We start from the raw sequence: 26,184 nt of genomic DNA, 5'->3' as shown, positions 1-26,184 counted from the left end.
GATCTCCTTATATAAAGCCGGATCCCCGGCATCGATGTGTTTCGTCGCAGGAAAGCCCTGCAACCGCTCGATGCCCCATCTGTCCCTGCCCGACCCCATACGGGTCTCAGGCGCCTGAGAATGTTATTCCTTCGGCGGGCGCAGTTTCCCACGCCTCTCTCCAGAGTCTTTAGCCGTTCGGTCCTTTTGCCTGAGAGTTTCCCGGGGCGGTTGCTCCTTCGGCACCGGCGTATTGGCCGGATTCTCCCGTAGCGGCTGTTGGCTGAGGGATGCCCGATCCTCTGCGACAGAGCAAGCGATTTTTACGCAAAACCGACGCTTGCGCGATAAATTGCGACTTTAGGCGACAGGTGCCGCCTGCGCCGGAAGCCCGTCCAGAAGGCTTAGCGCGCAGGGCAGATCCAGCTTTTCACGCAAGGCAGGCGCCATATCGGGGGCGGCATAAACGGTCATGCCCGCGGCCCGTCCGGCCTGCACGCCCGTCGGGCTGTCCTCGACCACCGCGCAGGTGGTCGGGTCCAGTTCAAGCAACCATGCCGCACGCAGGTAAGGCTCGGGGGCGGGTTTGCCTGCACGCACATCATTGCGGCTGACCAGCTTCATCCGCGGACGGCTCAGACCGAGCACATCCAGATTGGCCATCACCAGCCTGCGGTCGGAATTGGAGACCGGCATCTGGGCGATTCCGGCCGCCTCCAGCCCGGCCCAGATCTGCAGCGCCCTGGGAAAGGGGGCCACCTCGCCCAGCATCCCCATATAGATCGCATGGCGACGATGGGTCCAGTCGGCCAGATCCATCCGCAGACCGCAGTGATCGACCAGAAACGCGTGGCAGACCTCCTCGCTCAGCCCCAGAATGCGGTCATGCAGATCGTCGGGCAGGCTGAGCCCCAAACCTTTGATGGCCTGATGGAACGAACGCTCATGCACCGGCTCGCTATCGGCAAGTGTGCCATCGATATCCCAGAAGATGGCCTGATGGGGAAAGCTCATGGTCGGCTCCTGTGTGGTCTGCGCATCGGTCTCACGCACGGGTCGTGCCAGGGGGCGGCAGCGTCACCCGATCCGGCCGGATGACGCAGGGAACAGGGGCCTATTCGGCCACGCAATCCGCGAAATACTGGATCTGGCCGTCGGGGCCGGTCTCCTGCACCAGACCGTGGATATCGGTCTCGAAACCCGGGCATTCGCGGGCAAATTCACGGTTGAACTTGAGGTAATCCACGATGCGCTTGTTGAAGACCTCGCCGGGGATCAGCAGCGGAATTCCCGGCGGATAAGGCGTCACAAGCGAGGTGGTGATGCGGCCTTCCAGATCATCGATCGGCACCCGCTGCGTGGTGCGCCGCGCGATATGCGAGAACGCATCGGCTGGCGTCATCGAGGGCGTCAGATCCGACAGATAGATCTCGGTCGAGAGCTTCGCCACATCGTATTTTGCGTAAAGCTTATGGACATGATCGCACAGGTCGCGCAGCCCCATCCGTTCATAACGCGGCTGCTTGTGGCAGAACTCGGGCATCGCCCGCCAGAGCGGCTGGTTCTTGTCGAAATCATCCTTGAACTGCTGGAGCGCCGTCAGAAGCGTGTTCCAGCGGCCCTTGGTGATGCCGATGGTGAATAGGATAAAGAAGGAATAAAGGCCCGTTTTCTCGACCACCACGCCATGTTCGGCCAGATATTTGGTCACGATAGAGGCCGGAATCCCCCAGTCGTCAAAGCGCCCGTCAAGGTTCAGACCCGGCGTCACGATGGTCGCCTTGATCGGGTCCAGCATGTTGAAACCGGGCGCCATATCGCCAAAGCCGTGCCAGCTGTCGCCACCGCCGGTTTCCACACCCTCGGCATCGGTTTTCTTCAGGACCCAGTCGCGGGCCTGCCCCATACCATCGGAATTATGGTCGAAATCTTCCGGCCCCCAGACCTTGAACCACCAGTCCGCGGCATATTCCTCATCGACCTTGGCCATCGCACGGCGGAAGTTGAGGCTCTCGACGATGCTCTCTTCCACCAGCGCGGTGCCGCCCGGCGGCTCCATCATCGCCGCCGCCACATCGCAGGACGCGATGATCGAATATTGCGGCGAGGTCGAGGTATGCATCAGATAGGCCTCGTTGAAGAGGCTCCGGTCCAGCTTGATCTCCTCGCTATCCTGCACCAGCACATGGCTTGCCTGAGAAATTCCCGCCAAGAGCTTATGCACCGATTGCGTCGCATAGGTGACCGATTTCTTGGTGCGCCCGCGCTTGCGGCCCATCGCATGGAAGCGGCCATAGAACGGGTGGAAGGCCGCATGCGGCAGCCATGCCTCGTCAAAATGCAGGTTCTCGATATGGCCGTCGAGCATCTCCTTGATGTCTTCGGTATTGTAGAGCACGCCATCATAGGTCGATTGCGTCAGGGTCAGGATGCGAGGCGTGGCCTCTTCCTTGTCCTTGCCGGCCAGCAGAGGGTTGGCGGCAATTTTCGCGCGGATCGACTCCATCGTGAATTCGGATTTCGGGATCGGGCCGATGATGCCGAAATGGTTGCGCGTGGGCTTCAGGAAAACCGGAATAGCCCCCGTCATGATGATCGAATGCAGGATCGATTTGTGGCAGTTGCGGTCCACCACCACCACATCGCCCGGTGCCACCGTGTGGTGCCAGACGATCTTGTTGGAGGTCGAGGTGCCATTGGTCACGAAGAAACAATGGTCCGAATTGAAGATCCGCGCGGCATTGCGCTCGGAGGCGCCAATCGCGCCGTTATGGTCCAGAAGCTGGCCCAATTCTTCCACCGCATTGCAGACATCGGCGCGCAGCATGTTCTCGCCATAGAACTGGTGATACATCTGGCCGATGGGCGATTTCAGGAAGGCCACGCCGCCTGAATGCCCCGGACAATGCCATGAATAGGACCCGTCCTCGGCATAATCCAGAAGCGCCTTGAAGAAGGGCGGCTGGATGCTTTCCAAATAGGATTTCGCCTCGCGCACGATATGGCGGGCGACAAATTCCGGCGTATCCTCGAACATATGGATAAAGCCGTGCAGCTCGCGCAGGATGTCATTGGGCAGATGGCGCGAGGTCTTGGTCTCGCCATAGACATAGATCGGCACATCGGGATTTTTCCAACGCACCTCCTCGATGAAATTGCGCAGGTTCATCACCGCAGGGTCCAGATCGGGACCGGGGGTGAATTCCTCGTCGTCAATCGACAGCACAAAAGCCGAGGCGCGCGATTGTTGCTGGGCGAATTGCGACAGATCACCATAGCTCGTGGCGCCCAGCACCTCGAACCCTTCGGTTTCAATGGCTTCGGCCAAGGCGCGAATGCCGAGGCCTGACGAATTCTCCGAACGGAAATCCTCGTCGATGATGACAATGGGGAAACGGAACTTCATCACACTCTCCTTGAGGGATGGCGTCTGCAAAGGGCCAGAAGGGTCATCCGCTGACCCTGCTGGCAAAACGAGCGGTTGCCTGTTTGTCACTGCTCATAAGACGAGCGTCAAGCCATCACTCAGGATAACCCGACCATAGCAGATCACGAAGCCGAGGATCACGAAACATCCAAACTTGGCAAGACGCTATTTGCAGGAAACGCGGCCAAAGCCCGATTTCCGACAAAATATCCACAGCTTTGCACCGCAAGCCCCGTGGCGTTCGCACCGCCCGACCGCCCCCGAAGGGCGCGCGGGGACAGGCCACCTGACAGAGGCCCGCCCCAAGACGCGCTTATAGCCGCGCGCCACTTTGGGGTTCGAAGAAGGTCACCTTGTCCAGATCGAATTCCAGATCCAGCAACTCGCCCGCATGGGCCAGCGTTTCGGCGTGCAGACGCGCGGTGATCATGCGCCCCCCCATCTGGGTGGTCACATAGGTATCGGCCCCCGCAGGTTCGACCATATCCACACGGATCTGCGCGCGCTGGACGGAACTGCCCGCGCGATAGCCCGCCTCGGCAAGGTCTTCGGGGCGCACGCCCATCAGCACCTCGGCAGGCAGATCGCTGCGCGGCACATTCAGCACAATCGGGTCCATGCCGTCGCGATCGATCCGAACCTGCGCCCCAGCGCCTGCGGCTTGGGTTTTCACGGGGATCAGGTTCATCGGCGGGCTGCCCATGAAATCGGCGACAAAGGTATTGGCGGGATGGTTGTAGATCTCGGCAGGGGTGCCGATCTGCTGGATCACGCCGCCCTTCATCACCACGATCTTGGTGGCCAGCGTCATCGCCTCGATCTGGTCATGGGTCACATAGACCATCGACGCCCCAAGCCGGTGATGCAGCTTCTTGATTTCCGACCGCATTTCGACCCGCAGCTTGGCGTCAAGGTTCGACAGCGGCTCGTCGAACAGGAACAGCGCCGGATCGCGCACCAGCGCCCGACCCATCGCAACCCGCTGGCGCTGACCACCCGAAAGCTGCCCCGGACGGCGCTTCAGAAGCGCCTCGATCTGCAACTGTTTCGCCACTTCGGCCAGTTTGCGGTCCTGTTCGTCCTGCGGCACACCGCGCACCTTCATGCCGAAGGTGATATTCTTGGCCACCGACATGGTGGGGTAAAGTGCATAGCTTTGGAACACCATCGCGATGTCACGGTCTTTCGGGCTGACATGGGTCATATCGCGCCCGTCAATCTCGACCGTGCCGCCCGAGATCTCCTCGAGCCCCGCGATACAGTTCAATAGGGTCGACTTGCCGCAGCCCGACGGCCCGACCAGCACAAGGAAATCGCCCTTCTCGATAGAGACGTTGATATCCTTCAGGATTTCGGTCGCGCCGTAGCTTTTACGCAGATGTTTGATGTCAAGGATAGGAGCCATGAGATCAGCCTTTCACGGAACCGGCGGTCAGCCCGCGGATGAAATATTTGCCGGCGACGATATAGACGAGGAGCGTCGGCAGGCCCGCGATGATCGCAGCCGCCATATCCACGTTATATTCCTTCACGCCGGTGGTGGAGTTGACGATATTGTTGAGCGCCACGGTGATCGGCTGGCTGCCCGCCGAGCTGAAGGACACCCCGAACAGGAAGTCATTCCAGATCTGGGTGAACTGCCAGATGATCGTCACCACGCAGATCGGCAGCGAGAGCGGCAGGAAGATCGACCAGAAGATACGGAAGAAGCCCGCCCCGTCGATCTTTGCGGCCCTCACCAGCTCATGCGGGATGGTGACGTAATAGTTGCGGAAAAACAGCGTGGTAAAGCCCAGACCATAGATCGTATGCACGAAGATCAGCCCCGGAATGGTGCCGGCCATGCCGAAGATCCCCAGCATCCGCGCCATCGGCAGCAGCACCACCTGAAACGGGATGAAGCAGCCAAACAGCAGGAAGGCGAAGAAGAGGTTTGTCCCCTTGAAGCGCCATTGGGCAAAGACATAGCCGTTCATCGCGCCAATGATGGTCGAGATCAGCACGCCGGGCACCGAGATCAGGATGGAGTTCCAGAAAAAGGGCTTCAGCCCCTCGCATTGGATGCCCGTGCAGGCACCCGACCAAGCTTTGGACCATGCGTCAAAGGTGATCTCGCGCGGCAGGGCCACCAAGGATCCGGTGCGGATTTCCTCGAGGCTTTTGAGCGAGGTGGTCAGCATCACGAACAGCGGCAGCAGATAATAGAGCGCAAAGACGCAGAGCATCGCATAAAGGCCCCAGCGCAGGAGACGGCGCCCCAGAAGCGAGCCCTGAGAGCGGGTGACAGGAATATCAGTCATGTTTCGCCCTCAATTCCGAATAGAGATAGGGAACCACGATGGCAAAAACGACGCCCATCATGATCATGGCGCTTGAAGCCGCCTGCCCCAGATCGCCACGCGAAAACGCCATCGCATACATATAGGTGGCCGGAAGATCGGTCGCATAGCCCGGCCCGCCGCCGGTCAGCGCGATGACCAGATCGAAGCTCTTGATCGCCAGATGCGCCAGCACGATGAAGGCCGACAGGAAGATCGGCGCCATCGAGGGGATGATGATCGCGGTATAGACGCGCCATGTCGGGATGCCATCCACTTGGGCGGCCTTGATGATCTCGCCATCGACCGAGCGCAGACCGGCCAGAAACAGCGCCATCACAAAGCCCGAGGCCTGCCAGATCGCGGCCAGCACGATGGTATAAAGCGCCATCTTGGGGTTGATCAGCCAGTCGAACTTGAAATTCGGGAAGCCCCAGCCCTGCACCATCGCCTGAATGCCCAGACCGGGGTTCAGGATCCATTTCCATGCGGTGCCGGTGACAATCATCGACAGCGCCATCGGGTAAAGGTAGATCGTGCGCAACGCGCCTTCGATGCGGATCTTCTGGTCAAGGAAAATCGCCAGAAGCAGCCCCAGCACCATCGAGATCACGATGAACAGCGCGCCGAAGACGAAGAGATTGTTCAGCGCCGTATCCCAGCGCGGGTTGGAAAACAGCCTGTCATACTGGATCAGCCCGTCGATGTCATAGCGCGGCATCAGCTTCGAGCGGGTAAACGACACCCACGCGGTCCACGCGATAAAACCATAGACGAACAGCAGCACCGCAAAGAAGGTCGGCGCAAGCACGATCTTTGGGACATGGCGGGAAAGCCAGTCGGTCATAGGAATGTCCTGAAAGTTGGAGGGCCGCCCGACGCGATGCATCGGACGGCAAAGGTGTAATCGGCAGATTACATCGAGTTGGCGACAGCATCCGCCAGCATTTTCACGGCATCATCCGACGACATGTCCGAGTTGAAATGCGCGGTGACCACATCCATGATCGCGCCCGATTGCGCACCATGCAGCGCCATACCATGCGCCATCGACGGCAGAAGCGAGCCCGCCGCACCATCGGCCTTCATATCGGCGGCGGATTTCTTGGCGCAATCGTCGAACTTGTCCAGAGACACGTCGGTCCGCACCGGAATCGAACCCTTATTGAGGTTGAAGGTTTCCTGGAAGGAGGGGCCGACGATCAGCTCGGCCAGCAGCTTCTGGCCATCCTGCTTGTCTTTGCCATCCACCTTGAACATCGCGAAGCTGTCGACGTTATAAAGGAAACCCGCATCCCCCGGGGTCGGCGCACAGACGAAATCCACGCCCGGCTCTTTGCCTGCGGCAAGGAACTCGCCCTTCGCCCAGTCGCCCATGATCTGGAACGCCGCCTCGCCATTCATGACCATCGCGGTGGCAAGGTTCCAGTCGCGACCCGAGAAGTTGTCATCGACATAGCCGCGCAGTTTGCGCATCTCGTCAAAGACCGATTTCATCGTGTCCGAAGTCAGCGCATCGGGGTCCAGATCAACGAGCGCCTTCTGGTAGAAATCGGGGCCGCCAATGCCAAGCACGACGGTTTCGAAGATGGTCGCATCCTGCCATGCCTGACCGCCATGCGCCAAAGGCGTGATCCCTGCAGCCTTCAGCTTGTCGGCAGCGGCGTTGAACTCCTCCCAAGTGGTGGGCATCTCGATGCCATTGGCCTCGAGGATCGACTTATTGGCCCAGACCCAGTTCACGCGGTGCACATTGACCGGCGCGGCACACCAGTGGCCGTCGCATTTCATATGCTCGGCGATCTGTGCGGGCAGCACATCATCCCAATGCTGCGCCTCGGCCACATCCGAGATATCGGCCAGCACGCCCTCGTCATACCATTCCTGAATCGCGGGGCCCTTGAGTTGCACGGCGGTCGGCGCATTGCCCGACAGCACACGCGCCCGCAGCGCGCTCATCGCGGCATCGCCACCGCCACCGGCGACCGGCATATCGGTCCAGACACCGCCACGGTCGCTGAATTGCTTTTGCAGCACGGCCACGGCCTTGGCCTCGCCGCCCGATGTCCACCAGTGCAGGACTTCCGCCTGCGGCTCGGCCATGGCGACAGTCGCGGTCAGGGTTGCCGCCGACAGGGCTGCAAATGCAGTCATATGTTTCATTCGAAATCCTCCCAAATACCTGCGCCACTCCCCAGCGCATGGTCCCCGACAGTATAGCGCCACCTCAAGCTTTTCTCGCAATGGTGTTACCGCCGGACTTCTGCGCTGCGGCGTGGGTTTCTTGCCCGCTTTGTTACATCTTGTTACCAAAGGAAGCATATCTGGTGGCCAAGACCGCCAGATATGGGCGATTTGCACCGTCATGCCGGTTTGGCCAGGACAGACACCCGGCCATGCGGCGACAGGGCAGGCGACAGGGGGGAGGAGAACCGATGGCGATACCGCATCTGCTGGTTGTCGATGACGATGCCGATATGCGACAGATGATGGTGACATTCCTGCAACGCAATGGCTTTGCCGCCCATCCTGCCGCGAACGAGGCCGAAATCCGCGCCCATATGGACGGGCATCGGGTGGATCTGATCCTGCTGGATGTGATGCTGGCCGACGAGAATGGCGTGGAAATCTGCGCCCGCCTGCGGGCCGAGCAGGACCTGCCGATCATTCTGGTCTCGGCGCTCTCTGCCGATCACCAGCGCATGGCGGGCTATGAAGTGGGGGCCGATGACTATATCGCCAAGCCCTTCAACCCCGATCTGCTGATCGCGCGGGTGAAGGCGGTGCTGCGGCGGATACGGCGCACGCCCTCGCTCAGCTACCGCCGGTCCACCGGCATCTGGCATTTCGACGGCTGGCGCTATGACGGGCGGCGCGACGAGGTCCATGCCCCTGACGGCTATCAGGTGATCCTGTCCACCCGCGAGACGGCGCTGCTGAAGACGCTTCTGGCCAATCCGCGCATCCCGCTTTCGCGCGAGGAGATTGCCGCCGCCCTCACCGATCAGGCCGAGGCCGATCCGACAGGGCGGGCCATTGATGTGCTGGTGGGGCGGCTACGTTCGAAGATCGAGCGCAATCCGAAAGCACCTGTCCTGTTGCGGACCGAACGCGGGATCGGCTACGTGCTGGCCTGCGATGTCACCCACGAGGCCGAATGACGCCCCTGTCCCATCCCAGCCTGAAGGCAATGGCGGTTTTCTGGGTGCTGGCGGCATTCGCGGCAGGGGCGCTGGCGACCGGATTGTGGATCAGCAGCCAGCGGGCATGGCAGGCACATCTGGACCGGGCCGAGCTGACCGGAGAGCTGCTGTTTGCCGCAACCGAAAGCGGAGCACCGATGCCCAAGGCCCTGCAGGCCCATCCGCTTTCCGCAACCGAGGCCGCCCATGCCGAGGCCGGTCAGTTCCTTTTGCTGCCCGAAGCCCCCCGCCCCGCCCGCATCACCCATATCCCCGTGACGGGCCTGCACCCCAGCGGCACCAATGCGCCGCAGGCTCTGGTCAGGGTGCTCTCGCCCAGCCTCACCTATCCCGTGGCACGGTTCAATAGCGGCCCCGATGTCACCGCGCAGGAGATGTTCGGGCAGATCACCCGCCTGCTCTCTACCTATTGCGGCACACCACTGGTGGTGATGCGCAACTCGCAAGGACAATGGTTCCGGCTGTCAGGCGCGGACCTGTGGAGCTGCCACGCCACCCCGCCCGATCTGCGGCTGCAGGCTGTCATTCTGGGCGGATTCGCTCTGCTCGCGCTGCTGATCGCCTCGGCCCGTGTGGCACAGCGTTTCCGCGATTTCGGCACCCGGCTCGGCCAGCGCCAGATGCAGGGCGGCCCCGATATATACGAGGATGAGGGCCCCGCCGAGCTTGCGACCATAGTCGCCGCCGTCAACCAGCATCTGACCACCGAAAAACAGCGCTTGGCCAAAAGGTTGATGGTGCTCTCGGGGGTCAGCCACGATCTGGGATCGCCAGCAACACGGCTGCGCCTGCGGGCCGCCTTGATCGAGGATGACGCCCTGCGCGAGAAGCTGACCGCCGATATCGAGCGGATGAGCGAGATGATCGATGGCGTCTTGGCCTATACACGCTCGGAACTTGATGTCGAAACCCCGCGGCAACTGAGCCTTGGCGCGCTGGTCGAGGCCCTGGTGGATAATTACCACGATTCCGGCCAGCCGGTCGAGATGCAGCCCGTGGCCGATATCGAAAGCACCGGCGGCCAGAGCCTGTTTTCCAGCCGCACGGGGCATGGCCATCTGGGCGCGCGCCAGATCCTTGTCACGGCCCGCCCGATGGCGCTGCAACGCGCGATTTCCAATCTGGTGGATAACGCGCTGAAATACGGTCGCCGCGCGACATTGCGGCTGGAGGCCAGCTCGCGCGAGGCGATGATCGTGATCGAGGACGAAGGCGGCACGGCCCAGCCCGAGCTGATCGCCGCCCTGGTGGCCCCTTTCGAGCGCGGCGGACAGGAGGCGCAGGTTTCGGGGCATGGTCTGGGGCTGACCATTGCCGCAACCGTCGCCGAAAGCCATAACGGCCATCTGCGCTTTGCGCAGGGCGCGCAGGGGCTTCGGGTCACGCTGACCATCGCGCGCAGCCTCTAGCGCGGTTGTCGGCCCAGCCTGTAGCGCCTATATGGGCCTTACCAGAGACGGTCAGATTGATTGCCCATGCCCCAACATCTTATCAAACTTTGCGTCGGTGCCGAAAAGGTCGAGGATCTTGCCACTTGGCAGGAGGCCCGTTTCGGCACATCGCCCGCCGAACATGTCACCCGCATGTGGCCCAAACGCGCCGAAGAGGTGCTGGATGGCGGCTCGCTTTACTGGGTCTTCAAAGGCGCGGTGCTGGCGCGGCAGAAAATCATCGGGCTGGAAGAGCGCATGGGCGAAGACGGGATCGCGCGCTGTGCCATCGTGCTGGACCGCAAGATCATCCGCACCGAGGCCCTGCCCCGCCGCCCGTTTCAGGGCTGGCGCTATCTGAGCCCCGAGGATGCACCGAAAGACCTGCCCGCAGGCCGGACCCGCGAAGAGCCGCTACCGCGCGAGTTGCTGAGTGCGCTTTCGGAACTGGGGCTGCGCTGAACCGGCTGTCAATCTGCATATTGCCAGCTTGGCAAACTCCCGCTAGCGTTCGATAAAACGCAGGAGAGAAGATGCCGAAAGCCTTTGGTGCGCCGCTTGGCGATTGGACTGCCCCGCCACCTCCGGGACCGGAGCGGATCGAAGGCCGTTACATGCATCTGGAACGCCTGTCATCCGTGCATACCCACGCGCTCTATCAGGCACTGGCGGATAATCATGATGCCTTGTGGGATTATATGGTTGTCGGGCCCTTCCATGCCGAAACCGCCTTCATCCGCTGGATCAACGAACAGATCGCCGCGAAAGATCCGCTGTTCTATGCCGTCATCGACCCTGTGACAGGGCAGGCAGCCGGTTTGCAAAGCTATCTCCGTATCGCGCCCGAAATCGGCACGATCGAACTGGGTTCCATTGTGCTGGGCGCGCAGCTTCAGCGCAGCCGCGCCGCCAGCGAAGGTTTCATCCGGATGATCGAATGGGCTTTCGAGGCAGGCTATCGCCGGTTCGAATGGAAATGCGATGCCTGCAACCTGCCCTCCCGGCGGGCTGCTGAACGGCTGGGCCTGAGCTATGAGGGAACCTTCCGGCAGGCGCTCCATTACAAGGGACGCAATCGCGACACGGCATGGTTTGCAGCCACCGACAAGGACTGGCCTGCCTTGCGCGAAGCGTATTACGCCTGGCTCGATCCGTCGAATTTCGATGCAAGTGGCACGCAGATCGAACGGCTTTCCGATCTGACGCGACTTGTGCGGGTATCGTCTGATCCGGCACTGGCGGACCACCGCGGATAGCCTTGCGTCAGAACGCGCTGCCCGCCGCAAGACGGTCCTGTACCATCCCCGACAGGCGCGTGATATCGGCATCCGACGGCCCGCCCTCGCGTCCTAGTGCCACGGCGGCATCCTCAAGAGCATCATCACGCGCCGAGCGCGCCACACCCGAAAGGAATTGCGCGACATAGCCCAGAGAGGCCGGATCCTGCGCCCCCGAAAGGACTTCGGCCATATGGTTCAGATCGTCGCGCAAAGCGATGGGATCGGGGCTGATCGTGGCATCATTCAGCAGGATCGGCATCTTCGGGCGCTCGCTGGGCGGCAGGACAGACAGCACGGCCTGCTGGAACAGGGCAAGGCTTTCAACCGGCTTGGGCAGGAAACCATCGGCCCCCGCGCTAAAGGCCTTCGCCTCCATACCGGTATCGCCAGACGTGCCCAACACCACCGGCAGAGCCTGATCGGCATTCTTGATCTCGCGGATCAGCTCGTCCCCGCAGCCATCAGGCAGCCCGAGATCGACGATCACCACCGACGGGCGGTAGGTGCGCAAGTGACGATGCGCCGAACGCAGGCAATCCGCACGACGGATACGCGCCCCCGACCGTAGACACAGTAGCCGCATCGCCTCGGAGGCATAGCGGCTATCTTCCACGACCAGAATCGTCAGGCCCAGAAGCGGGCGGGCGGCATTTACGGGGCGCTGGCCGATAAGGCCGGCAAGGTCATCACTCATCTCGGTCTCCACAGTCAGGTGAATCGGCGTATATAGAGAGTTAAGCCGAGATAGAGTGAATAGACGGTTAACGCATACCTGCTTCCTGCATTTTTGGTCGTGATTGACCTCGGGGCCAAAGGGGTGCAACGTCCCGCGCAGGAGAAAGCGCCAGATTTCCCGGCGCATAGGAGGAAAAATGATTGGTCGTCTTAACCATGTTGCAATCGCTGTTCCGGACCTCAAGGCAGCGGCGGCGCAATATGAGAACACGCTCGGGGCCAAGGTCGGCGCACCGCAGGACGAGCCCGATCACGGCGTGACCGTGGTCTTCATCGAGTTGCCCAATACGAAAATCGAACTGCTCTACCCGCTGGGCGCGAACAGCCCGATCAACGGCTTTCTGGAAAAGAACCCTTCGGGCGGCATTCACCATATGTGCTTCGAAGTCGATGACATTCTGGCGGCGCGGGACAAGCTGCAAGCCGAGGGTGCGCGTGTTCTGGGCACCGGCGAGCCGAAAATCGGAGCGCATGGCAAGCCTGTTTTGTTCTTGCATCCCAAGGACTTCAACGGCTGCCTGATCGAGCTGGAACAGGTCTGACCCATGAGCGAGGAGATCGCTGCTTTATTTGCCAACGGGGCCGAGGTGGCGCTGCGCGTGACCCCCAAAGCCTCGCGCAATGCGATCCTCCTCGCCGAGGACGGGCTGCGGGCCTATGTGACCACCGTGCCCGAAGACGGCAAGGCCAATGCCGCCGTCACCAAGCTTCTGGCCAAGACGCTGGGCGTGGCGAAATCGCGCCTTACGCTGCTGCGTGGCCAGACCAGCCGCCAGAAAGTGTTCCGCCTCGATTGAGGGAACCTTTTCCCACGCCCGTCGTTTTCCTTTCAAATCACAGGAGGAAACGACATGGACCTCATTCGCATCATCGTGGCGATCATCCTGCCGCCTTTGGGTGTGTTCCTGCAAGTGGGACTGGGTAAACAGTTCTGGATCAATATCTTGCTGACCATTCTGGGCTACATTCCCGGCATCGTCCATGCGGTCTGGGTGATCGCGCGCACTCCCAGCCACGCCTGAGACCCCGCAAGACGACAGGATCAACGATTGTGAAAAAGGGCCCCAAGGGGCCCTTTTCTGATGTCGTGATAGAGGGCGGGATTACGCCGGAGCTCAGTCCTGCGGGATCACGCGCAGGTTCAACTCGCGCAGCTGCTCGTTCATCGGCTCCGAGGGGGCCCCCATCATCAGATCTTCGGCGCGCTGGTTCATCGGGAACATGATGACTTCGCGAATGTTCTGCTCTTCGGCCAGCAGCATCACGATCCGGTCGATCCCTGCCGCGCAACCACCGTGGGGCGGAGCGCCATATTTGAACGCTTTGACCATACCGCCGAAACGCTTCTCGACCTCGGAATGCGGATAGCCCGCGATCTCGAAGGCCTTATACATGATCGCCAGATCGTGGTTCCGGATCGCGCCCGAGATCAGCTCGTAGCCGTTGCAGGCAAGGTCATACTGATAGCCCAGCACATCCAGCGGGTCGCCATCCAGCGCTTCCAACCCGCCCTGCGGCATCGAGAAGGGGTTGTGGCTGAAGTCGATCTTGCCCTCGTCGTCTTTCTCATACATCGGGAAATCGACGATCCATGCGAATTTGAAGCAGTCCTTCTCGGTCAGGCCCAGCTCTTCACCAATGACATTGCGCGCACGGCCCGCCACGCCCTCGAAGCTTTCGGGCTTGCCGCCAAGGAAGAAGGCCGCATCACCCTCGCCCAGACCCAGCTGGCTGCGGATCGCCTCGGTACGCTCGGGGCCGATGTTCTTGGCCAGCGGACCTGCGGCTTCCATCGAGCCATCTTCGGCTTTACGCCAGAAGATATAGCCCATGCCCGGCAGACCCTGCTCTTGCGCGAATTTATTCATCCGGTCGCAGAACTTGCGCGAGCCGCCTTTGGGCGCGGGGATCGCGCGGATCTCGGTGCCTTCCTGTTCCAGCAGCTTGGCGAAGATCGCAAAACCGGAGCCAGCGAAATGCTCGGAAACCACCTGCATCTCGATCGGGTTGCGCAGGTCGGGCTTATCCGAGCCGTATTTCAGCAGCGATTCCTTATAGGGGATCAGCGGCCATTCGCTATCGACGCGCTTGCCTTTGCCGAATTCCTCGAAGACGCCCTGAATAACGGGCTGCACGGCGGCAAACACGTCTTCTTGGTTGACGAAGGACATCTCGACATCGAGCTGGTAGAAGTCGGTGGGCGAACGGTCGGCGCGCGGGTCCTCGTCACGGAAGCAGGGCGCGATCTGGAAGTAACGGTCGAAGCCCGCGACCATGATCAGCTGTTTGAACTGCTGCGGCGCCTGCGGCAGCGCGTAGAATTTGCCCGGATGCAGACGCGAGGGCACAAGGAAGTCACGCGCGCCTTCGGGGCTGGAGGCGGTGATGATCGGCGTCTGGAATTCGTTGAACTTCGCATCCCACATGCGGTTGCGCAGGCTGCGCACCACGTTGGAACGCAGCATCATGTTGTTATGCAGGTTCTCGCGGCGCAGGTCGAGGAAGCGATAGGTCAGGCGCGTCTCTTCGGGATAGTCCTGTTCGCCAAAGACCGGCAGCGGCAGCTCGGCGGCCTCGCCCAGCACTTCGATATCGCGGACATAGACCTCGATCTCGCCGGTCGGGATCTTGGGGTTCACAAGCGAGGCATCGCGCAGCTTCACCGACCCGTCGATGCGGATCACCCATTCCGAGCGCACTTTTTCCAGCGCCTTGAAGGCGGGGCTGTCGCCATCGCACAGCACTTGCGTCATGCCGTAATGGTCGCGCAGGTCGATGAACAGCACGCCACCGTGGTCTCGCACCCGATGCACCCAGCCCGACAGGCGGACGGTTTCACCGGCATTGGCCGCGCTCAGATCGGCGCAGGTATGGGAACGATAGGCGTGCATGTGACTTCCCTCAGTGTTTAGGCTCGCGAAATCGGCCCATGAAACATGGGCGTTCGGCTCTGCGCCGATACACATTCTGGGGGCAGGAAAGTCAAGGCCGGAAGAGATTTCAAAGCCTGCCTGCGGTGCTTTCTGTGCACGGCAGGCCCATGCAGCGCGGCGGACAGGCGCTGTTACATGCCTATTTAGCGGGCAAGGAGGCAAAACACATGCATCCTGTGCCAGACCGCCCGCCCTGTCCGGCAGGGATTCACACGGCCACTTCTCGATTCCTCTCTTGACGGCGCGAACACTTGCAACAGGGCCGACGCCGCGCCCCCGTGCAAGCGCTCCACCCTGCAAGACAGCACGCCTGGGCCGGTTTTACCAAGGCCCGGTGGTTCCGACAGTGACGAAGGAGAGAGATGATGCCTTGGGACCATCTTATGGACCGCATTCTCCGCCACATGATGCAGCGTGGCGTTCTGGACATTACCTATTGCGACGGCACGGCACGCCCGTAAAGATCACCATAAAAGGCCCCGAACTGTCGCGCCGCATCGTGCTCAACCCCGATCTTGGCGTGGTCGTGGACGCGCCTCCGACCCGTGATGACTTCTACAATCCGCCGCTCAAGCCGATGCGCGCCGTGCCCCCCCTTGCACGGCGGCAGCCATACAGAACACCCAAGCTGCACGGGCTGAAATCCGCAAGGCACAGCCCGAAGGCGCAGAATAATCGGGCCGACCGATCCAACCTTCAGATCAAACCCTGCACCCTGCCGGTTTCCGGAACGGGGCTTTTGCGGATTCCCCTTGCAAGAGGGCAGATCAGGACTTGCGCCGAGGCGCAGGCTGACTATAACCCCCACCAATTTGCGTGAGGCCATCTAGGCCCGCGCCCTTTGTTATGCGCCGAATCGAAGGAACCGCACCATGCCGAAGAGAACTGACATCAAGTCCATCCTCATTATCGGTGCAGGGCCTATCATTATCGGGCAAGCCTGCGAATTCGACTATTCGGGCGCTCAGGCCTGTAAGGCTCTGCGCGAAGAGGGTTACCGCGTCATTCTGGTGAACTCGAACCCCGCCACGATCATGACCGACCCCCATATGGCCGATGCCACCTATATCGAGCCGATCACCCCCGAGGTCGTCGCCAAGATCGTCGAGAAGGAACGCCCCGATGCGATCCTGCCGACCATGGGCGGCCAGACCGGCCTGAACACCGCGCTGGCCTTGGCCGATATGGGCGTGCTGGAGAAATTCAACGTCGAGCTGATCGGCGCCAACCGCGAAGCCATCGAGATGGCCGAAGACCGCAAGCTGTTCCGTGAGGCAATGGACCGCCTCGGCATCGAGAACCCCAAGGCAACCATCGTCACCGCGCCGAAGAAAGCCGATGGCAAATTCGACGTGAACGCAGGCGTGCAACAGGCGCTGACCGAGCTGGATCACATCGGCCTTCCGGCGATTATCCGCCCCGCCTTCACTATGGGTGGCACCGGCGGCGGTGTGGCCTATAACCGCGACGATTACGAGCGCATCTGCCGCTCGGGTCTGGATGCCTCGCCCGTGGCGCAGATCCTTGTCGATGAAAGCCTGCTGGGCTGGAAAGAATTCGAGATGGAAGTGGTCCGCGACAAGGCGGATAACGCGATCATCGTCTGCGCCATCGAGAATATCGACCCGATGGGCGTGCATACCGGCGACTCGATCACCATTGCCCCTGCCCTGACGCTGACCGATAAAGAATACCAGCTGATGCGCACCCATTCGATCAACGTGCTGCGCGAGATCGGCGTGGAAACCGGTGGTTCCAACGTGCAATGGGCGGTCAACCCCGCCGATGGCCGTATGGTCGTGATCGAGATGAACCCCCGCGTGTCGCGCTCCTCGGCGCTGGCGTCCAAGGCCACCGGCTTCCCGATCGCGAAAGTCGCAGCGAAACTGGCCGTGGGCTATACGCTTGACGAGCTGGACAATGACATCACCAAGGTCACGCCGGCGTCGTTCGAGCCGACCATCGACTATGTCGTCACCAAGATCCCGCGTTTCGCCTTTGAAAAATTCCCGGGCTCCGAGCCGTCGCTGACCACCGCGATGAAATCCGTGGGCGAGGCGATGGCCATCGGCCGTACCTTCCACGAGTCGCTGCAAAAGGCGCTGGCCTCGCTGGAAACCGGTCTGTCGGGCTTTGACGAGATTGAAATCGCAGGCGCGCCTGACAAGGCCGCTGTGGTCAAGGAAATCTCCAAACAGACCCCCGACCGCCTGCGTCTGATCGCGCAAGCCATGCGCCACGGGCTGACCAATGACGAAATCATCGCCGCGACCTCCTTCGACCCATGGTTCCTTGACCGTATCCGCGAGATCATCGACGCCGAGGCCGATATCCGCAAGAACGGCCTGCCGATGGACGAGAAAGGTCTGCGCAAGATCAAGATGATGGGCTTCACCGATGCCCGCCTTGCGCAACTGACCGGTCGCACCGAAGGTCAGGTCCGCCGCGCGCGCCGCAACCTTGGCGTTGTGGCCTCGTTCAAGCGTATCGACACCTGCGCCGCCGAATTCGAAGCACAGACCCCCTATATGTATTCCACCTATGAAGCCCCCGCGATGGGCGATGTGGAATGCGAGGCGCGCCCCTCGGACCGCAAGAAAGTGGTCATTCTGGGTGGCGGTCCGAACCGGATCGGTCAGGGCATCGAGTTCGATTATTGCTGCTGCCATGCATGTTTCGCGCTGTCGGATGCGGGCTACGAGACCATCATGGTCAACTGCAACCCCGAGACCGTCTCGACCGATTATGACACCTCGGACCGTCTCTATTTCGAGCCGCTGACGCTGGAACATGTGCTGGAAATCCTGCGCGTGGAGCAGGATAAAGGCACGCTACACGGCGTGATCGTGCAGTTCGGTGGCCAGACGCCGCTGAAACTGGCAAATGCGCTGGAAGCGGAAGGTATTCCGATCCTTGGCACCACGCCCGATGCGATCGACCTTGCCGAAGACCGCGAGCGTTTCCAGGCGCTGCTCAATGATCTGGGCCTGAAGCAGCCGGTCAACGGCATCGCGCATTCCGAAGCCGAAGCCTATGAGATCGCGGGCCGTGTTGGCTATCCGCTGGTGATCCGCCCGTCCTATGTTCTGGGTGGCCGCGCGATGGAGATCGTGCGCGATCTGGATCAGCTCAAGCGCTATATCAACACCGCTGTTGTGGTGTCGGGCGACAGCCCCGTACTGCTCGACAGCTACCTGACCGGCGCCATCGAGATCGACGTGGACGCGCTGTCGGATGGCGAGACCGTCCATGTGGCGGGCATCATGCAGCATATCGAGGAAGCGGGCGTCCACTCGGGCGACTCGGCCTGCTCGCTGCCGCCCTACTCGCTGTCGAAAGAGATGATCGCCGAGCTGAAAGAGCAGACGGTGAAACTGGCGCTGGGTCTCAACGTCAAGGGTCTGATGAACGTGCAATTCGCGATCAAGGACGGCGTGATCTATGTGCTCGAGGTCAACCCGCGTGCCTCGCGTACCGTGCCCTTCGTGGCCAAGGCGACCGACTCGGCGATTGCGTCGATTGCCGCGCGCCTGATGGCGGGCGAGCCGATGTCGGCCTTCCCCGAGCGCGCGCCCTATCCGGCGGATGCGGGCCCCGAAGACGACCTGCCCTTCGCAGACGAGATGACGCTGGCCGACCCGATCACCCCTTGGTATTCGGTAAAAGAAGCCGTGCTGCCCTTCGCCCGCTTCCCGGGTGTGGACACGCTGCTTGGTCCGGAAATGCGCTCGACCGGCGAGGTCATGGGCTGGGACCGCAACTTCCCGCGCGCCTTCCTGAAAGCGCAGATGGGCGCAGGCACCCAACTGCCGACCGAGGGCCGTGTGTTCATGTCGATCAAGGATGCCGACAAGTCGGAAGATCTGGCCTCGGCTGCGAAAGACCTGATTTCGATGGGCTTTGCGATCACCGCCACCCGCGGCACCGCCAAATGGCTGGCCGAGAAAGGCGTCGAAGCAGAGCTGATCAACAAGGTCTATGAAGGCCGCCCGAATATCGTGGACCGTATGAAAGACAGCCAGATCGCGCTCGTGTTCAACACGACCGAGGGCACGCAGTCGATCTCTGATTCACGTGAAATCCGCTCGGTCGCGCTTTATGACCATATCCCCTACTTCACCACGGCCGCCGGTTCCATCGCAGCCGTCGCCGCGATGAAGAGCCGCGCCGAAGGGGATGTGATCGTGCGTTCGCTGCAAGCCTAAGCAGCCCTGCATCCAGAAACGGGCGGCACTCCGGTGCCGCCTTTTTTATGACCTACTGCCTGTTCAACGCTTCACGATGTCCGGCCAAGGAGGGCGCGAAAACGGCCTTGGTACACGCTGCGACCTCTTCCCCGAGCCCCTGCCCGAGCGCCGCGAAATCCGCCGTCTCCGCCTCGGCCAGACGCGCCTTCCACGGGTTGGCCACGTGGTCGAAATAGGGGCGCATTTCGGTGTCGGAATGGTCCTGCGCCAATTCGGCCAGCAACAGATACCGCCCGTTATCGACCCGCGCCAATTCGCGCGCGGGGCTGCCGTAAAATCCGCTGATCACCCCCGGAAGGCGCATGGCCTCGATCTGTTCAAGCCATGCCCCATAGGCCGACAGCGCCTCCAGACAGGTGGCGATCTGCTGGGCGCGCGGCTCAGCCCGCGACGGCCCGCCCAAGGCAAGCCCCGCCATCAGCATCAAGGCGCCATATCGTAAAAACATCTCTCCCTCCCGTCGTTTCGTGCCTCTCTCCCTGCCCGTCAGCATGCGCCGAAATGATGGACAAAAAATTGATAAACTCGGGTTTGTTTCCAAAATCAAAAAAGTGGGTTTGATCTGCATCAATGCGGCCCGTTGGACTTCGGCCTCATATTCACACCATTAAATATGAGGACCATTATGAGCTATTCAGACAAGATCTCCTCCATGCGCGGCGAGTTGCGGACAATGGCGCAGGCCATTCCGGACACAATGAAGGGGTTCCGCACCCTATCGGAGAATGTCGAGACAGGCGGCGTGCTTGATAAAAAGCAAAAAGAGATGCTCGCCTTGGGAATGGCGCTGGTACAAAGATGCGAGCCCTGCATCCTGTTCCATGTGGAAGCGTTCCGCAAAGCCGGTGGCACGCGCGAGGAACTGGGCGACGTGCTGGGCATGGCCATCCAGATGAGCGGCGGCCCGGGGGTCATGTATGCGGGCCACGCGCTGGCCGCATGGGACGAACTCGCAGGATAACGCGCATTCCGGATATATCATTGTCATTCCCCTTCACGGGGGGATGACATTTCCACAAAAATACGAGATTTTGGCCCCATCCCTTATGGAGATGGTCATGACCTCGATCCGAAAGCTGGTGGCCACGCTTGGCCTCGCTCTTTCTCTTGCAAGCTGTGGCAGCGGCCCGATGGTGGGCAAACTTGTCAACCCGAGCCCGCTCAACCCCGCCGATTACACAGCGCCCGGCATTCCGTTACAATTCGGCGACCGTTCCCCCCATCCGTGGGACGATCTCGCGCCTGCCAGCTATTCGGTCCACGGGATTGATGCGGCGCGCTATCAGGGGCTGGTCGACTGGCGGCGTGCCCGCAGCTCGGGCATCCGGTTCGCATGGCTCAAGGCCACCGAGGGCGGCGATTATATCGATCCGGGTTACGGGCTGAACGCCAAATCCGCCCGCTCGGCAGGCGTGGCCGTCGGGGCCTATCACTTCTATTATTTCTGCCGCACCCCGCAAGAGCAGGCGCGCTGGTATATCAGCCGCGTCAAACGGGTTTCGGGCGATCTGCCCCCCGTTCTGGATATCGAGTGGAACCATCAGTCGAAGACCTGCCGCCGCTTCCCCAATCCCGAAACCGTGCGTGCCGAAATGCGCACGTTCCTCGATATCGTGACCGCCCATTACGGCACCCGTCCGGTGATCTATACCACGGTCGATTTCTGGCATGACAATGATCTGGAGCAGCTGGGCAATTATGATTTCTGGCTGCGCTCGGTCGCCGATCACCCGCGTGACCGCTATCCGGGCGTGCGCTGGACCTTCTGGCAATATACCGGCACCGGCATTGTGCCGGGCATCGGCGGCACGGTGGACCTGAACGCATTCGCAGGGTCTCCCACCGGCTGGGCCAACTGGTACACCGCCCGCCAGCAACCCTGATGTGAAAGGCCGCCCCGAGGGGCGGCCTTTTCCTTAGCCGTTCACGCGGATACGCACGTTTTCAGGGTCATGCGGGCTGTCGACGGTGACTTCCGCCGGATAGTCCTGCCCCAAGATACGCACGCTTAGCTTGGTACCCGGCTCGGCCAGATCGGGGCGCACATAGCCCATGCCGATCTGCTTGCCGAAGGCCACCGAATAGCCGCCCGAGGTCAGACGCCCGACTTTCTCGCCATCCAGCTTGATCGCTTCACGGCCCCAGGTATCGGCATCCTCCGGCCCGTCGATCAGCAGGGTGACGCACATCGCGCGGATCCCCTTGTCCAGCATCGCCTGCTTGCCGGTGAAGTCTTTCTCCAGATCGACAAAGCGGTTCAGACCGGCTTCAAGCGGAGTGGCATCGCGGCCCAGCTCGTTGCCGAAGGCGCGGTAGGATTTCTCCTGACGCAGCCAGTTCTGGGCGCGCGCACCGACCAGCTTCATGCCGTGCTTCGCACCAGCCTCGTTGAGCGCCTTCCACAGGTAGCGCGAGAATTCGATGGGGAAGTGCAATTCCCAACCCAATTCGCCGGTATAGGCCACGCGGACCGCCCGCACGGGGCACATGCCCAGCTCGATATTGCGCATCGACAGCCACGGGAAGCGCTTGTTCGACAGCACGGTTTCAGGCTCGGCATCCACGACAAGCTCGTTGAGGATCGCACGGGCATTGGGTCCTGCCAGCGCGAAGACACCCCATTGCGTGGTGATGTCGTGGATGTCGAGGTAATCACCGCCCGCTGCGCGGAAATCCTCGGCCGATTTCTTGAGGTAGTCGGCGTCGTAATCCGTCCATGCACCGGCGGAGATCAGGTAATATTCCTCCTCGGCCAGACGCACGATGGTATATTCGGTGCGGGTCGTGCCTGCGGGGGTCAGCGCATAGGTCAGGTTGATGCGGCCCACTTTCGGCAGCTTGTTGCAAGTGAACATATCAAGGAAGGCCGTCGCACCGGGGCCACGCACCAGATGTTTGGTGAAGGCGGAGGCGTCGATCAGACCAGCCGTATTGCGGATCGCCTCGGCTTCTTCCTTGGCATATTGCCACCATGCCCCACGGCGGAAAGACCGCGACTCATGGTCGAAATTCGAGGGCGCATCTTTCGGACCGTAGTAGTTGGGACGTTCCCAACCGTTGACCTGACCCATCTGCGCGCCTTCCGCGATCTGGGCGTCATAATTGGGCGTGGTGCGCAGCGGGCGCGCGGCTTCGCGCTCTTCATCGGGGTGGTGTAGGATGAAGACGTGCTCATAGCATTCCTCGTTCTTCTTCACCGCCCATTCATTGGTCATCCACTGGCCATAACGTTTGGGATCGAGCGAGGCCATGTCGATCTCGGCTTCGCCTTCCACCATCATCTGCGCCAGATAATAGCCGGTGCCGCCAGCGGCGGTGATCCCGAAGCTGAAGCCCTCGGCCAACCACATATTGCGCAGACCCGGCGCCGGACCCACCAGCGGGTTGCCATCGGGGGTATAGCAGATCGGGCCGTTGAAATCGTCTTTCAGGCCAGCGGTCTCGGTGGTCGGGATCCGGTGGATCATCGACATATATTCTTCCTCGATCCGCTCCAGATCCAGCGGGAAGAGATCGGCGCGGAAGGTATCGGGCACGCCATGGCGGAAGCAGGCCGGTGCGCCACGCTCATAGGGGCCAAGGATCCAGCCGCCGCGCTCTTCACGCACATACCACTTGCTGTCGGAATCGCGCAGAACGGGGTGCTCGGGGTTGCCTGCCTCGCGGTAGGCCAGCAGCGCCGGATCGGGCTCGGTCACGATGAACTGGTGCTCCACCGGAATTGCGGGGATCTTGATGCCCAGAAGCTGCGCGGTGCGTTGTGCGTGGTTGCCGGTGGCAGTGACGACATGCTCGGCATGGATATCGACCATCTCGCCCGAGCCCACAAGGTTGCCGCCCTTATCGACCATCTTCTCAAGCGTCACGATCCATTCCGAACCGGTCCACTTATAGGCATTGACCTGCAGCTTGCGCACGATCTCGACGCCGCGCTGGCGCGCACCCTTGGCCATGGCCTGCGTCACATCGGCGGGGTTGATATAGCCGTCCTGCGGGTGGAAGAGCGCGCCGATCAGATCATCGGTGTTCAAAAGCGGCCAGCGGTCCTTCATCTCCTTGGGGGTCAGGAACTCGTGATAGACGCCCGCAGTCTCGGCGATCGAGCTATAGAGCAGATATTCGTCCATCCGCTCCTGCGTCTGCGCCATACGCAGGTTACCGCAGATCGAGAAGCCCGCATTCAGACCGGTCTCGGCCTCAAGCGTCTTGTAGAAATCCACCGAGTATTTGTGGATATGGGTCGTCGCATAGCCCATGTTGAACAGCGGCAAGAGGCCCGCCGCGTGCCAGGTGGAGCCTGCGGTCAGCTCGTCGCGCTCGACAAGCATCACATCCTTCCAGCCCGCCTTGGCAAGGTGGTAGGCGATCGAACAGCCGACGGCGCCGCCACCGACGACCAAAGCTTTGACATGGGTTTTCATGGGGGCATCTCCTGTTGGCCTTTCACCCATTTCTGGCAGAAGCCCAAATCTACGGAGCGCCGCGCCCGACCTTTGGCGGCAAAAAACGACACGGCGCCCTGTCGCGGGCGGCGATATATGGCACGGATCGCGTTTACCAATGGTTCATGAATCTGTCGCGCGGAAGGTAGGGAGAGGTTATATCAAACTTATCACAATTCGTTAGTAGCCTCTTAACCATTGAGCCCCCAATGTCCCTGTCGAGCTATCTCTCCGGACTGCTGAGTTATTTCTTCAAGCTCTGGCTCAGCCAGCAGAACAGCCCCTCCGCGCAGCAAGCGGGCACAGCCCAACCAAGCGGTGCGGTTTCCGCATCGTCTCAGGCGGCAGCGACACAGGGCATGACCAGCGCGGGCACGATGGCGCCGCAAAGCGCCGCACCGACGGAAACGACCCAGATCGGGCTTGTCGTCGAATCCGCCCTGCGCGGCGAGACCGCCATCCCGCCGCAAGACAGCGCGACATATCCCAAAAGCGCCCCTGCCCTGCCCACGCCCCCCTCTGCCACCGCCCAGCCGCAGCCCCCCGGTGCGGACATCCTGCCCGCGACGGGGCTCGGCCTTGGCCTGAGCCGCAGCATCGCGGAGAATGCCATTACCGTGCCGCTGGATGCCGACCTTCAGGATCAGGCCAGCGCGGTCTTTGCCCAGATGGGCTATGGCACCGGAAACGAAAGCCGCGCCCGTGCCTACGCGCAGGCCCGCATTGTGGCCACACGGCAGGAAAACCTTATCGAACGGCTGCGCCAGACCGCCGAAAGCTTCCTGCCTGCCGCACAAAGCCACACCGCGTCCAACCGCCTCAGCCAGACGCAGGCCGCCAAGCTTTACGAAGCGCTCAGCCCGATCTTTGCCGATGCGTTCTCGTCAATGGCGCGTGGCGGGACGCAAGTCTTCGATGCGCAGGGGTTGGTGTCCAGCCAGTTGCGCATGCAGCTTTAGAACCCCATCGGCGGGTTCCCTCTCAAGCCCCCAATATCACTGAATTTTTTGTGACCCATCCCGATGGACCCGAAAAGGGGAGGTCGGGGTTTCCCTCTTCACACAGCGAGGCGAACCTGTTCCGGCCTCCGAGAATGAAGAGGGAGAAGACATATGAAAAAGCTTCTTGCAACCACCGCAATCACCGTTATGGCCGCCCTGCCGGTCATGGCACAATCCAACGCGACCGCAGGCACCGATATGGCCCCCAAGGCCAGTGCGGGCAAGGCCAGTGCGGGGGCCAGCACCGAGACTGCGGGTAAAACATTCTTTGCCTCGGTGCCGGATGCCGTCATGGCGTCGGATTTCATCGGCAAGCGTGTCTACGCGACAGCCGAAAAGACCACCGATATCACCGCACAGAGCGATATGGATGATATTGGCGAGGTCAGCGATGTCGTGATCGGCATGCGGGGCGATGTCGAGGCTGTGCTGATTGATGTGGGCGGCTTCCTCGGCATTGGCGAGAAAACCGTGGCGGTCAATCTGGATGCCCTGCAGATTGTGCCCAATGGCGATAATGCCGACGAATACCGTCTGGTCATGCAAGGCGACAAGGGCGCGCTTGAGACGGCTCCGGCCTATGATCCCGCGATGGACAGGATGGACCATGCCGCCGCCACGACCGGCAGCAGCATGAAAGCTGCGGGCAATGATGTCGCGGATGCCGCACATTCGGCCGCCGGTTGGACAAAGGATAAGGCCGCCGCTGCCGGTGCCGCCGTTTCGGGCGCAGCAAGCGAGGCGGCCGACTGGACCAAGGATAAGACCGCCCAGGCCGGCTCTGCGATGGAAAAGGCAGGCGATGACATGTCGCAGGCCGCCGATCATACCAAAGCGGATATGAAATCCGCAGCGGATACGCCGGCCAATCCCGATGGCACCCCGATCACCGACTGGACGCAGATAACGGCGCAGGATCTGAACGGGCAGCCGGTTTACGGCCCCAATGACGAAACCATCGGCAAGGTCAGCGATGTGGTGACCGATGCGGGTCAGGGCGTGACCAAGGTCATCGTCAATGTCGGCGGCTTCCTCGGTCTGGGCGCGAAATCCGTTGCGCTGACGCCGGACCAGATGGAAGTCACCAAGGGCGAGAAAGGCCTGTCGATCCACGTGGCCGCCACGCAGGACGAGCTGGAGCAGATGCCCGAATATACCGGCTGACCCCACCCGCCTCTCACGACAAAAC

At 61.5% G+C, this 26,184-nt stretch carries 22 protein-coding genes and 1 riboswitch; of the genes, 12 read left to right on the top strand and 10 right to left on the bottom strand.

Going from position 1 to position 26,184, the window contains the following annotated elements:
* Nucleotides 1-168: 168 nt before the first annotated feature.
* Nucleotides 169-259: riboswitch (glycine riboswitch) on the bottom strand.
* A gap of 80 nt (nucleotides 260-339) precedes the next feature.
* The 6 genes from AC2ISB_RS01755 to AC2ISB_RS01730 form a co-directional block, all read right to left on the bottom strand.
* Nucleotides 340-993, bottom strand: a complete 654-nt coding sequence (locus AC2ISB_RS01755) for an HAD family hydrolase (RefSeq protein WP_339109134.1) — start codon at nucleotides 991-993, stop codon at nucleotides 340-342.
* Nucleotides 994-1,093: 100 nt separating this feature from the next.
* Complete coding sequence (locus AC2ISB_RS01750; RefSeq protein ID WP_339109133.1) at nucleotides 1,094-3,385, bottom strand: Orn/Lys/Arg family decarboxylase; 2,292 nt, start codon at nucleotides 3,383-3,385, stop codon at nucleotides 1,094-1,096.
* 334 nt (nucleotides 3,386-3,719) lie between these two features.
* Nucleotides 3,720-4,811 (bottom strand): ABC transporter ATP-binding protein, encoded by a 1,092-nt coding sequence (locus tag AC2ISB_RS01745; protein WP_339109132.1) that lies wholly within the window; start codon nucleotides 4,809-4,811, stop codon nucleotides 3,720-3,722.
* Between the two features lie 4 nt (nucleotides 4,812-4,815).
* Nucleotides 4,816-5,706, bottom strand: a complete 891-nt coding sequence (locus AC2ISB_RS01740) for a carbohydrate ABC transporter permease (RefSeq protein ID WP_486575767.1) — start codon at nucleotides 5,704-5,706, stop codon at nucleotides 4,816-4,818.
* Nucleotides 5,699-6,571 carry a carbohydrate ABC transporter permease gene (locus tag AC2ISB_RS01735; protein ID WP_339109130.1) on the bottom strand — a complete coding sequence of 291 codons (873 nt, stop codon included), beginning with the start codon at nucleotides 6,569-6,571 and terminating at the stop codon, nucleotides 5,699-5,701. Before AC2ISB_RS01735 ends, AC2ISB_RS01740 begins: the two co-directional genes overlap by 8 nt.
* Nucleotides 6,572-6,639: 68 nt before the next feature.
* Complete coding sequence (locus AC2ISB_RS01730) at nucleotides 6,640-7,887, bottom strand: ABC transporter substrate-binding protein (protein ID WP_339109129.1); 1,248 nt, start codon at nucleotides 7,885-7,887, stop codon at nucleotides 6,640-6,642.
* A gap of 272 nt (nucleotides 7,888-8,159) precedes the next feature.
* Here AC2ISB_RS01730 and AC2ISB_RS01725 point away from each other — a divergent pair, with 272 nt between their 5' ends.
* The 4 genes from AC2ISB_RS01725 to AC2ISB_RS01710 all read left to right on the top strand — a co-directional run bounded on the left by AC2ISB_RS01725 (nucleotide 8,160) and on the right by AC2ISB_RS01710 (nucleotide 11,613).
* Entirely contained in the window at nucleotides 8,160-8,885 is a 726-nt protein-coding gene (locus tag AC2ISB_RS01725; protein ID WP_339109128.1) for a response regulator transcription factor, read from the top strand.
* Nucleotides 8,882-10,336 (top strand): sensor histidine kinase, encoded by a 1,455-nt coding sequence (locus tag AC2ISB_RS01720; RefSeq protein ID WP_486575764.1) that lies wholly within the window; start codon nucleotides 8,882-8,884, stop codon nucleotides 10,334-10,336. Before AC2ISB_RS01725 ends, AC2ISB_RS01720 begins: the two co-directional genes overlap by 4 nt.
* A 66-nt stretch (nucleotides 10,337-10,402) precedes the next feature.
* On the top strand, nucleotides 10,403-10,819 hold the full coding sequence (locus tag AC2ISB_RS01715; protein ID WP_339109126.1) for a DUF1489 family protein: 417 nt from the start codon (nucleotides 10,403-10,405) through the stop codon (nucleotides 10,817-10,819).
* A 71-nt stretch (nucleotides 10,820-10,890) separates the two neighbouring features.
* Nucleotides 10,891-11,613 carry a GNAT family N-acetyltransferase gene (locus AC2ISB_RS01710; RefSeq protein ID WP_339109125.1) on the top strand — a complete coding sequence of 241 codons (723 nt, stop codon included), beginning with the start codon at nucleotides 10,891-10,893 and terminating at the stop codon, nucleotides 11,611-11,613.
* Between the two features lie 7 nt (nucleotides 11,614-11,620).
* On the opposite strand, the gene AC2ISB_RS01705 is transcribed toward AC2ISB_RS01710, so the two are convergent.
* Entirely contained in the window at nucleotides 11,621-12,331 is a 711-nt protein-coding gene (locus AC2ISB_RS01705) for a response regulator transcription factor (RefSeq protein ID WP_339109124.1), read from the bottom strand.
* A gap of 178 nt (nucleotides 12,332-12,509) precedes the next feature.
* Between AC2ISB_RS01705 and mce the strand changes: the two genes are divergently transcribed.
* Genes mce through AC2ISB_RS01690 form a run of 3 tightly spaced genes read left to right on the top strand, consistent with a single transcriptional unit; the run spans nucleotide 12,510 to nucleotide 13,394 of the window.
* Nucleotides 12,510-12,914 (top strand): methylmalonyl-CoA epimerase, encoded by a 405-nt coding sequence (mce, locus tag AC2ISB_RS01700; protein ID WP_339109123.1) that lies wholly within the window; start codon nucleotides 12,510-12,512, stop codon nucleotides 12,912-12,914.
* Nucleotides 12,915-12,917: 3 nt separating this feature from the next.
* Nucleotides 12,918-13,169: a DUF167 domain-containing protein gene (locus AC2ISB_RS01695; protein WP_339109122.1), complete on the top strand. Its 252-nt coding sequence runs from the start codon at nucleotides 12,918-12,920 to the stop codon at nucleotides 13,167-13,169.
* A gap of 54 nt (nucleotides 13,170-13,223) precedes the next feature.
* Complete coding sequence (locus AC2ISB_RS01690) at nucleotides 13,224-13,394, top strand: YqaE/Pmp3 family membrane protein (RefSeq protein ID WP_339109121.1); 171 nt, start codon at nucleotides 13,224-13,226, stop codon at nucleotides 13,392-13,394.
* Between the two features lie 93 nt (nucleotides 13,395-13,487).
* On the opposite strand, the gene aspS is transcribed toward AC2ISB_RS01690, so the two are convergent.
* Nucleotides 13,488-15,263, bottom strand: a complete 1,776-nt coding sequence (gene aspS, locus AC2ISB_RS01685; protein ID WP_486575761.1) for an aspartate--tRNA ligase — start codon at nucleotides 15,261-15,263, stop codon at nucleotides 13,488-13,490.
* A gap of 914 nt (nucleotides 15,264-16,177) precedes the next feature.
* Between aspS and carB the strand changes: the two genes are divergently transcribed.
* Entirely contained in the window at nucleotides 16,178-19,510 is a 3,333-nt protein-coding gene (carB, locus tag AC2ISB_RS01680) for a carbamoyl-phosphate synthase large subunit (protein WP_486575759.1), read from the top strand.
* A 52-nt stretch (nucleotides 19,511-19,562) separates the two neighbouring features.
* Here carB and AC2ISB_RS01675 read toward each other — a convergent pair whose 3' ends face one another.
* Complete coding sequence (locus AC2ISB_RS01675; protein WP_486575757.1) at nucleotides 19,563-20,000, bottom strand: hypothetical protein; 438 nt, start codon at nucleotides 19,998-20,000, stop codon at nucleotides 19,563-19,565.
* Between the two features lie 177 nt (nucleotides 20,001-20,177).
* Here AC2ISB_RS01675 and AC2ISB_RS01670 point away from each other — a divergent pair, with 177 nt between their 5' ends.
* The gene (locus AC2ISB_RS01670; RefSeq protein WP_339109116.1) at nucleotides 20,178-20,513 is read left to right on the top strand and encodes a carboxymuconolactone decarboxylase family protein; all 336 of its coding nucleotides are present in this window, start codon (nucleotides 20,178-20,180) and stop codon (nucleotides 20,511-20,513) included.
* Nucleotides 20,514-20,610: 97 nt separating this feature from the next.
* Nucleotides 20,611-21,435 (top strand): glycoside hydrolase family 25 protein, encoded by an 825-nt coding sequence (locus AC2ISB_RS01665; RefSeq protein WP_486575755.1) that lies wholly within the window; start codon nucleotides 20,611-20,613, stop codon nucleotides 21,433-21,435.
* Nucleotides 21,436-21,468: 33 nt separating this feature from the next.
* On the opposite strand, the gene AC2ISB_RS01660 is transcribed toward AC2ISB_RS01665, so the two are convergent.
* Nucleotides 21,469-23,973, bottom strand: coding sequence for a GcvT family protein (locus tag AC2ISB_RS01660; RefSeq protein WP_486575753.1), 2,505 nt, complete (start codon nucleotides 23,971-23,973; stop codon nucleotides 21,469-21,471).
* A gap of 230 nt (nucleotides 23,974-24,203) precedes the next feature.
* Here AC2ISB_RS01660 and AC2ISB_RS01655 point away from each other — a divergent pair, with 230 nt between their 5' ends.
* On the top strand, nucleotides 24,204-24,953 hold the full coding sequence (locus AC2ISB_RS01655; RefSeq protein WP_486575751.1) for a hypothetical protein: 750 nt from the start codon (nucleotides 24,204-24,206) through the stop codon (nucleotides 24,951-24,953).
* A gap of 153 nt (nucleotides 24,954-25,106) precedes the next feature.
* A complete protein-coding gene (locus AC2ISB_RS01650; RefSeq protein WP_486575749.1) occupies nucleotides 25,107-26,159 on the top strand; it encodes a PRC-barrel domain-containing protein in 1,053 nt (350 codons plus the stop codon).
* Nucleotides 26,160-26,184: the final 25 nt, after the last annotated feature.

This window comes from Thioclava sp. NS-SX20, assembly GCF_057380695.1.
The sequence above is the reverse complement of the archived record's forward strand: the minus strand, read 5'-3'. Positions and strand labels throughout refer to the sequence as shown.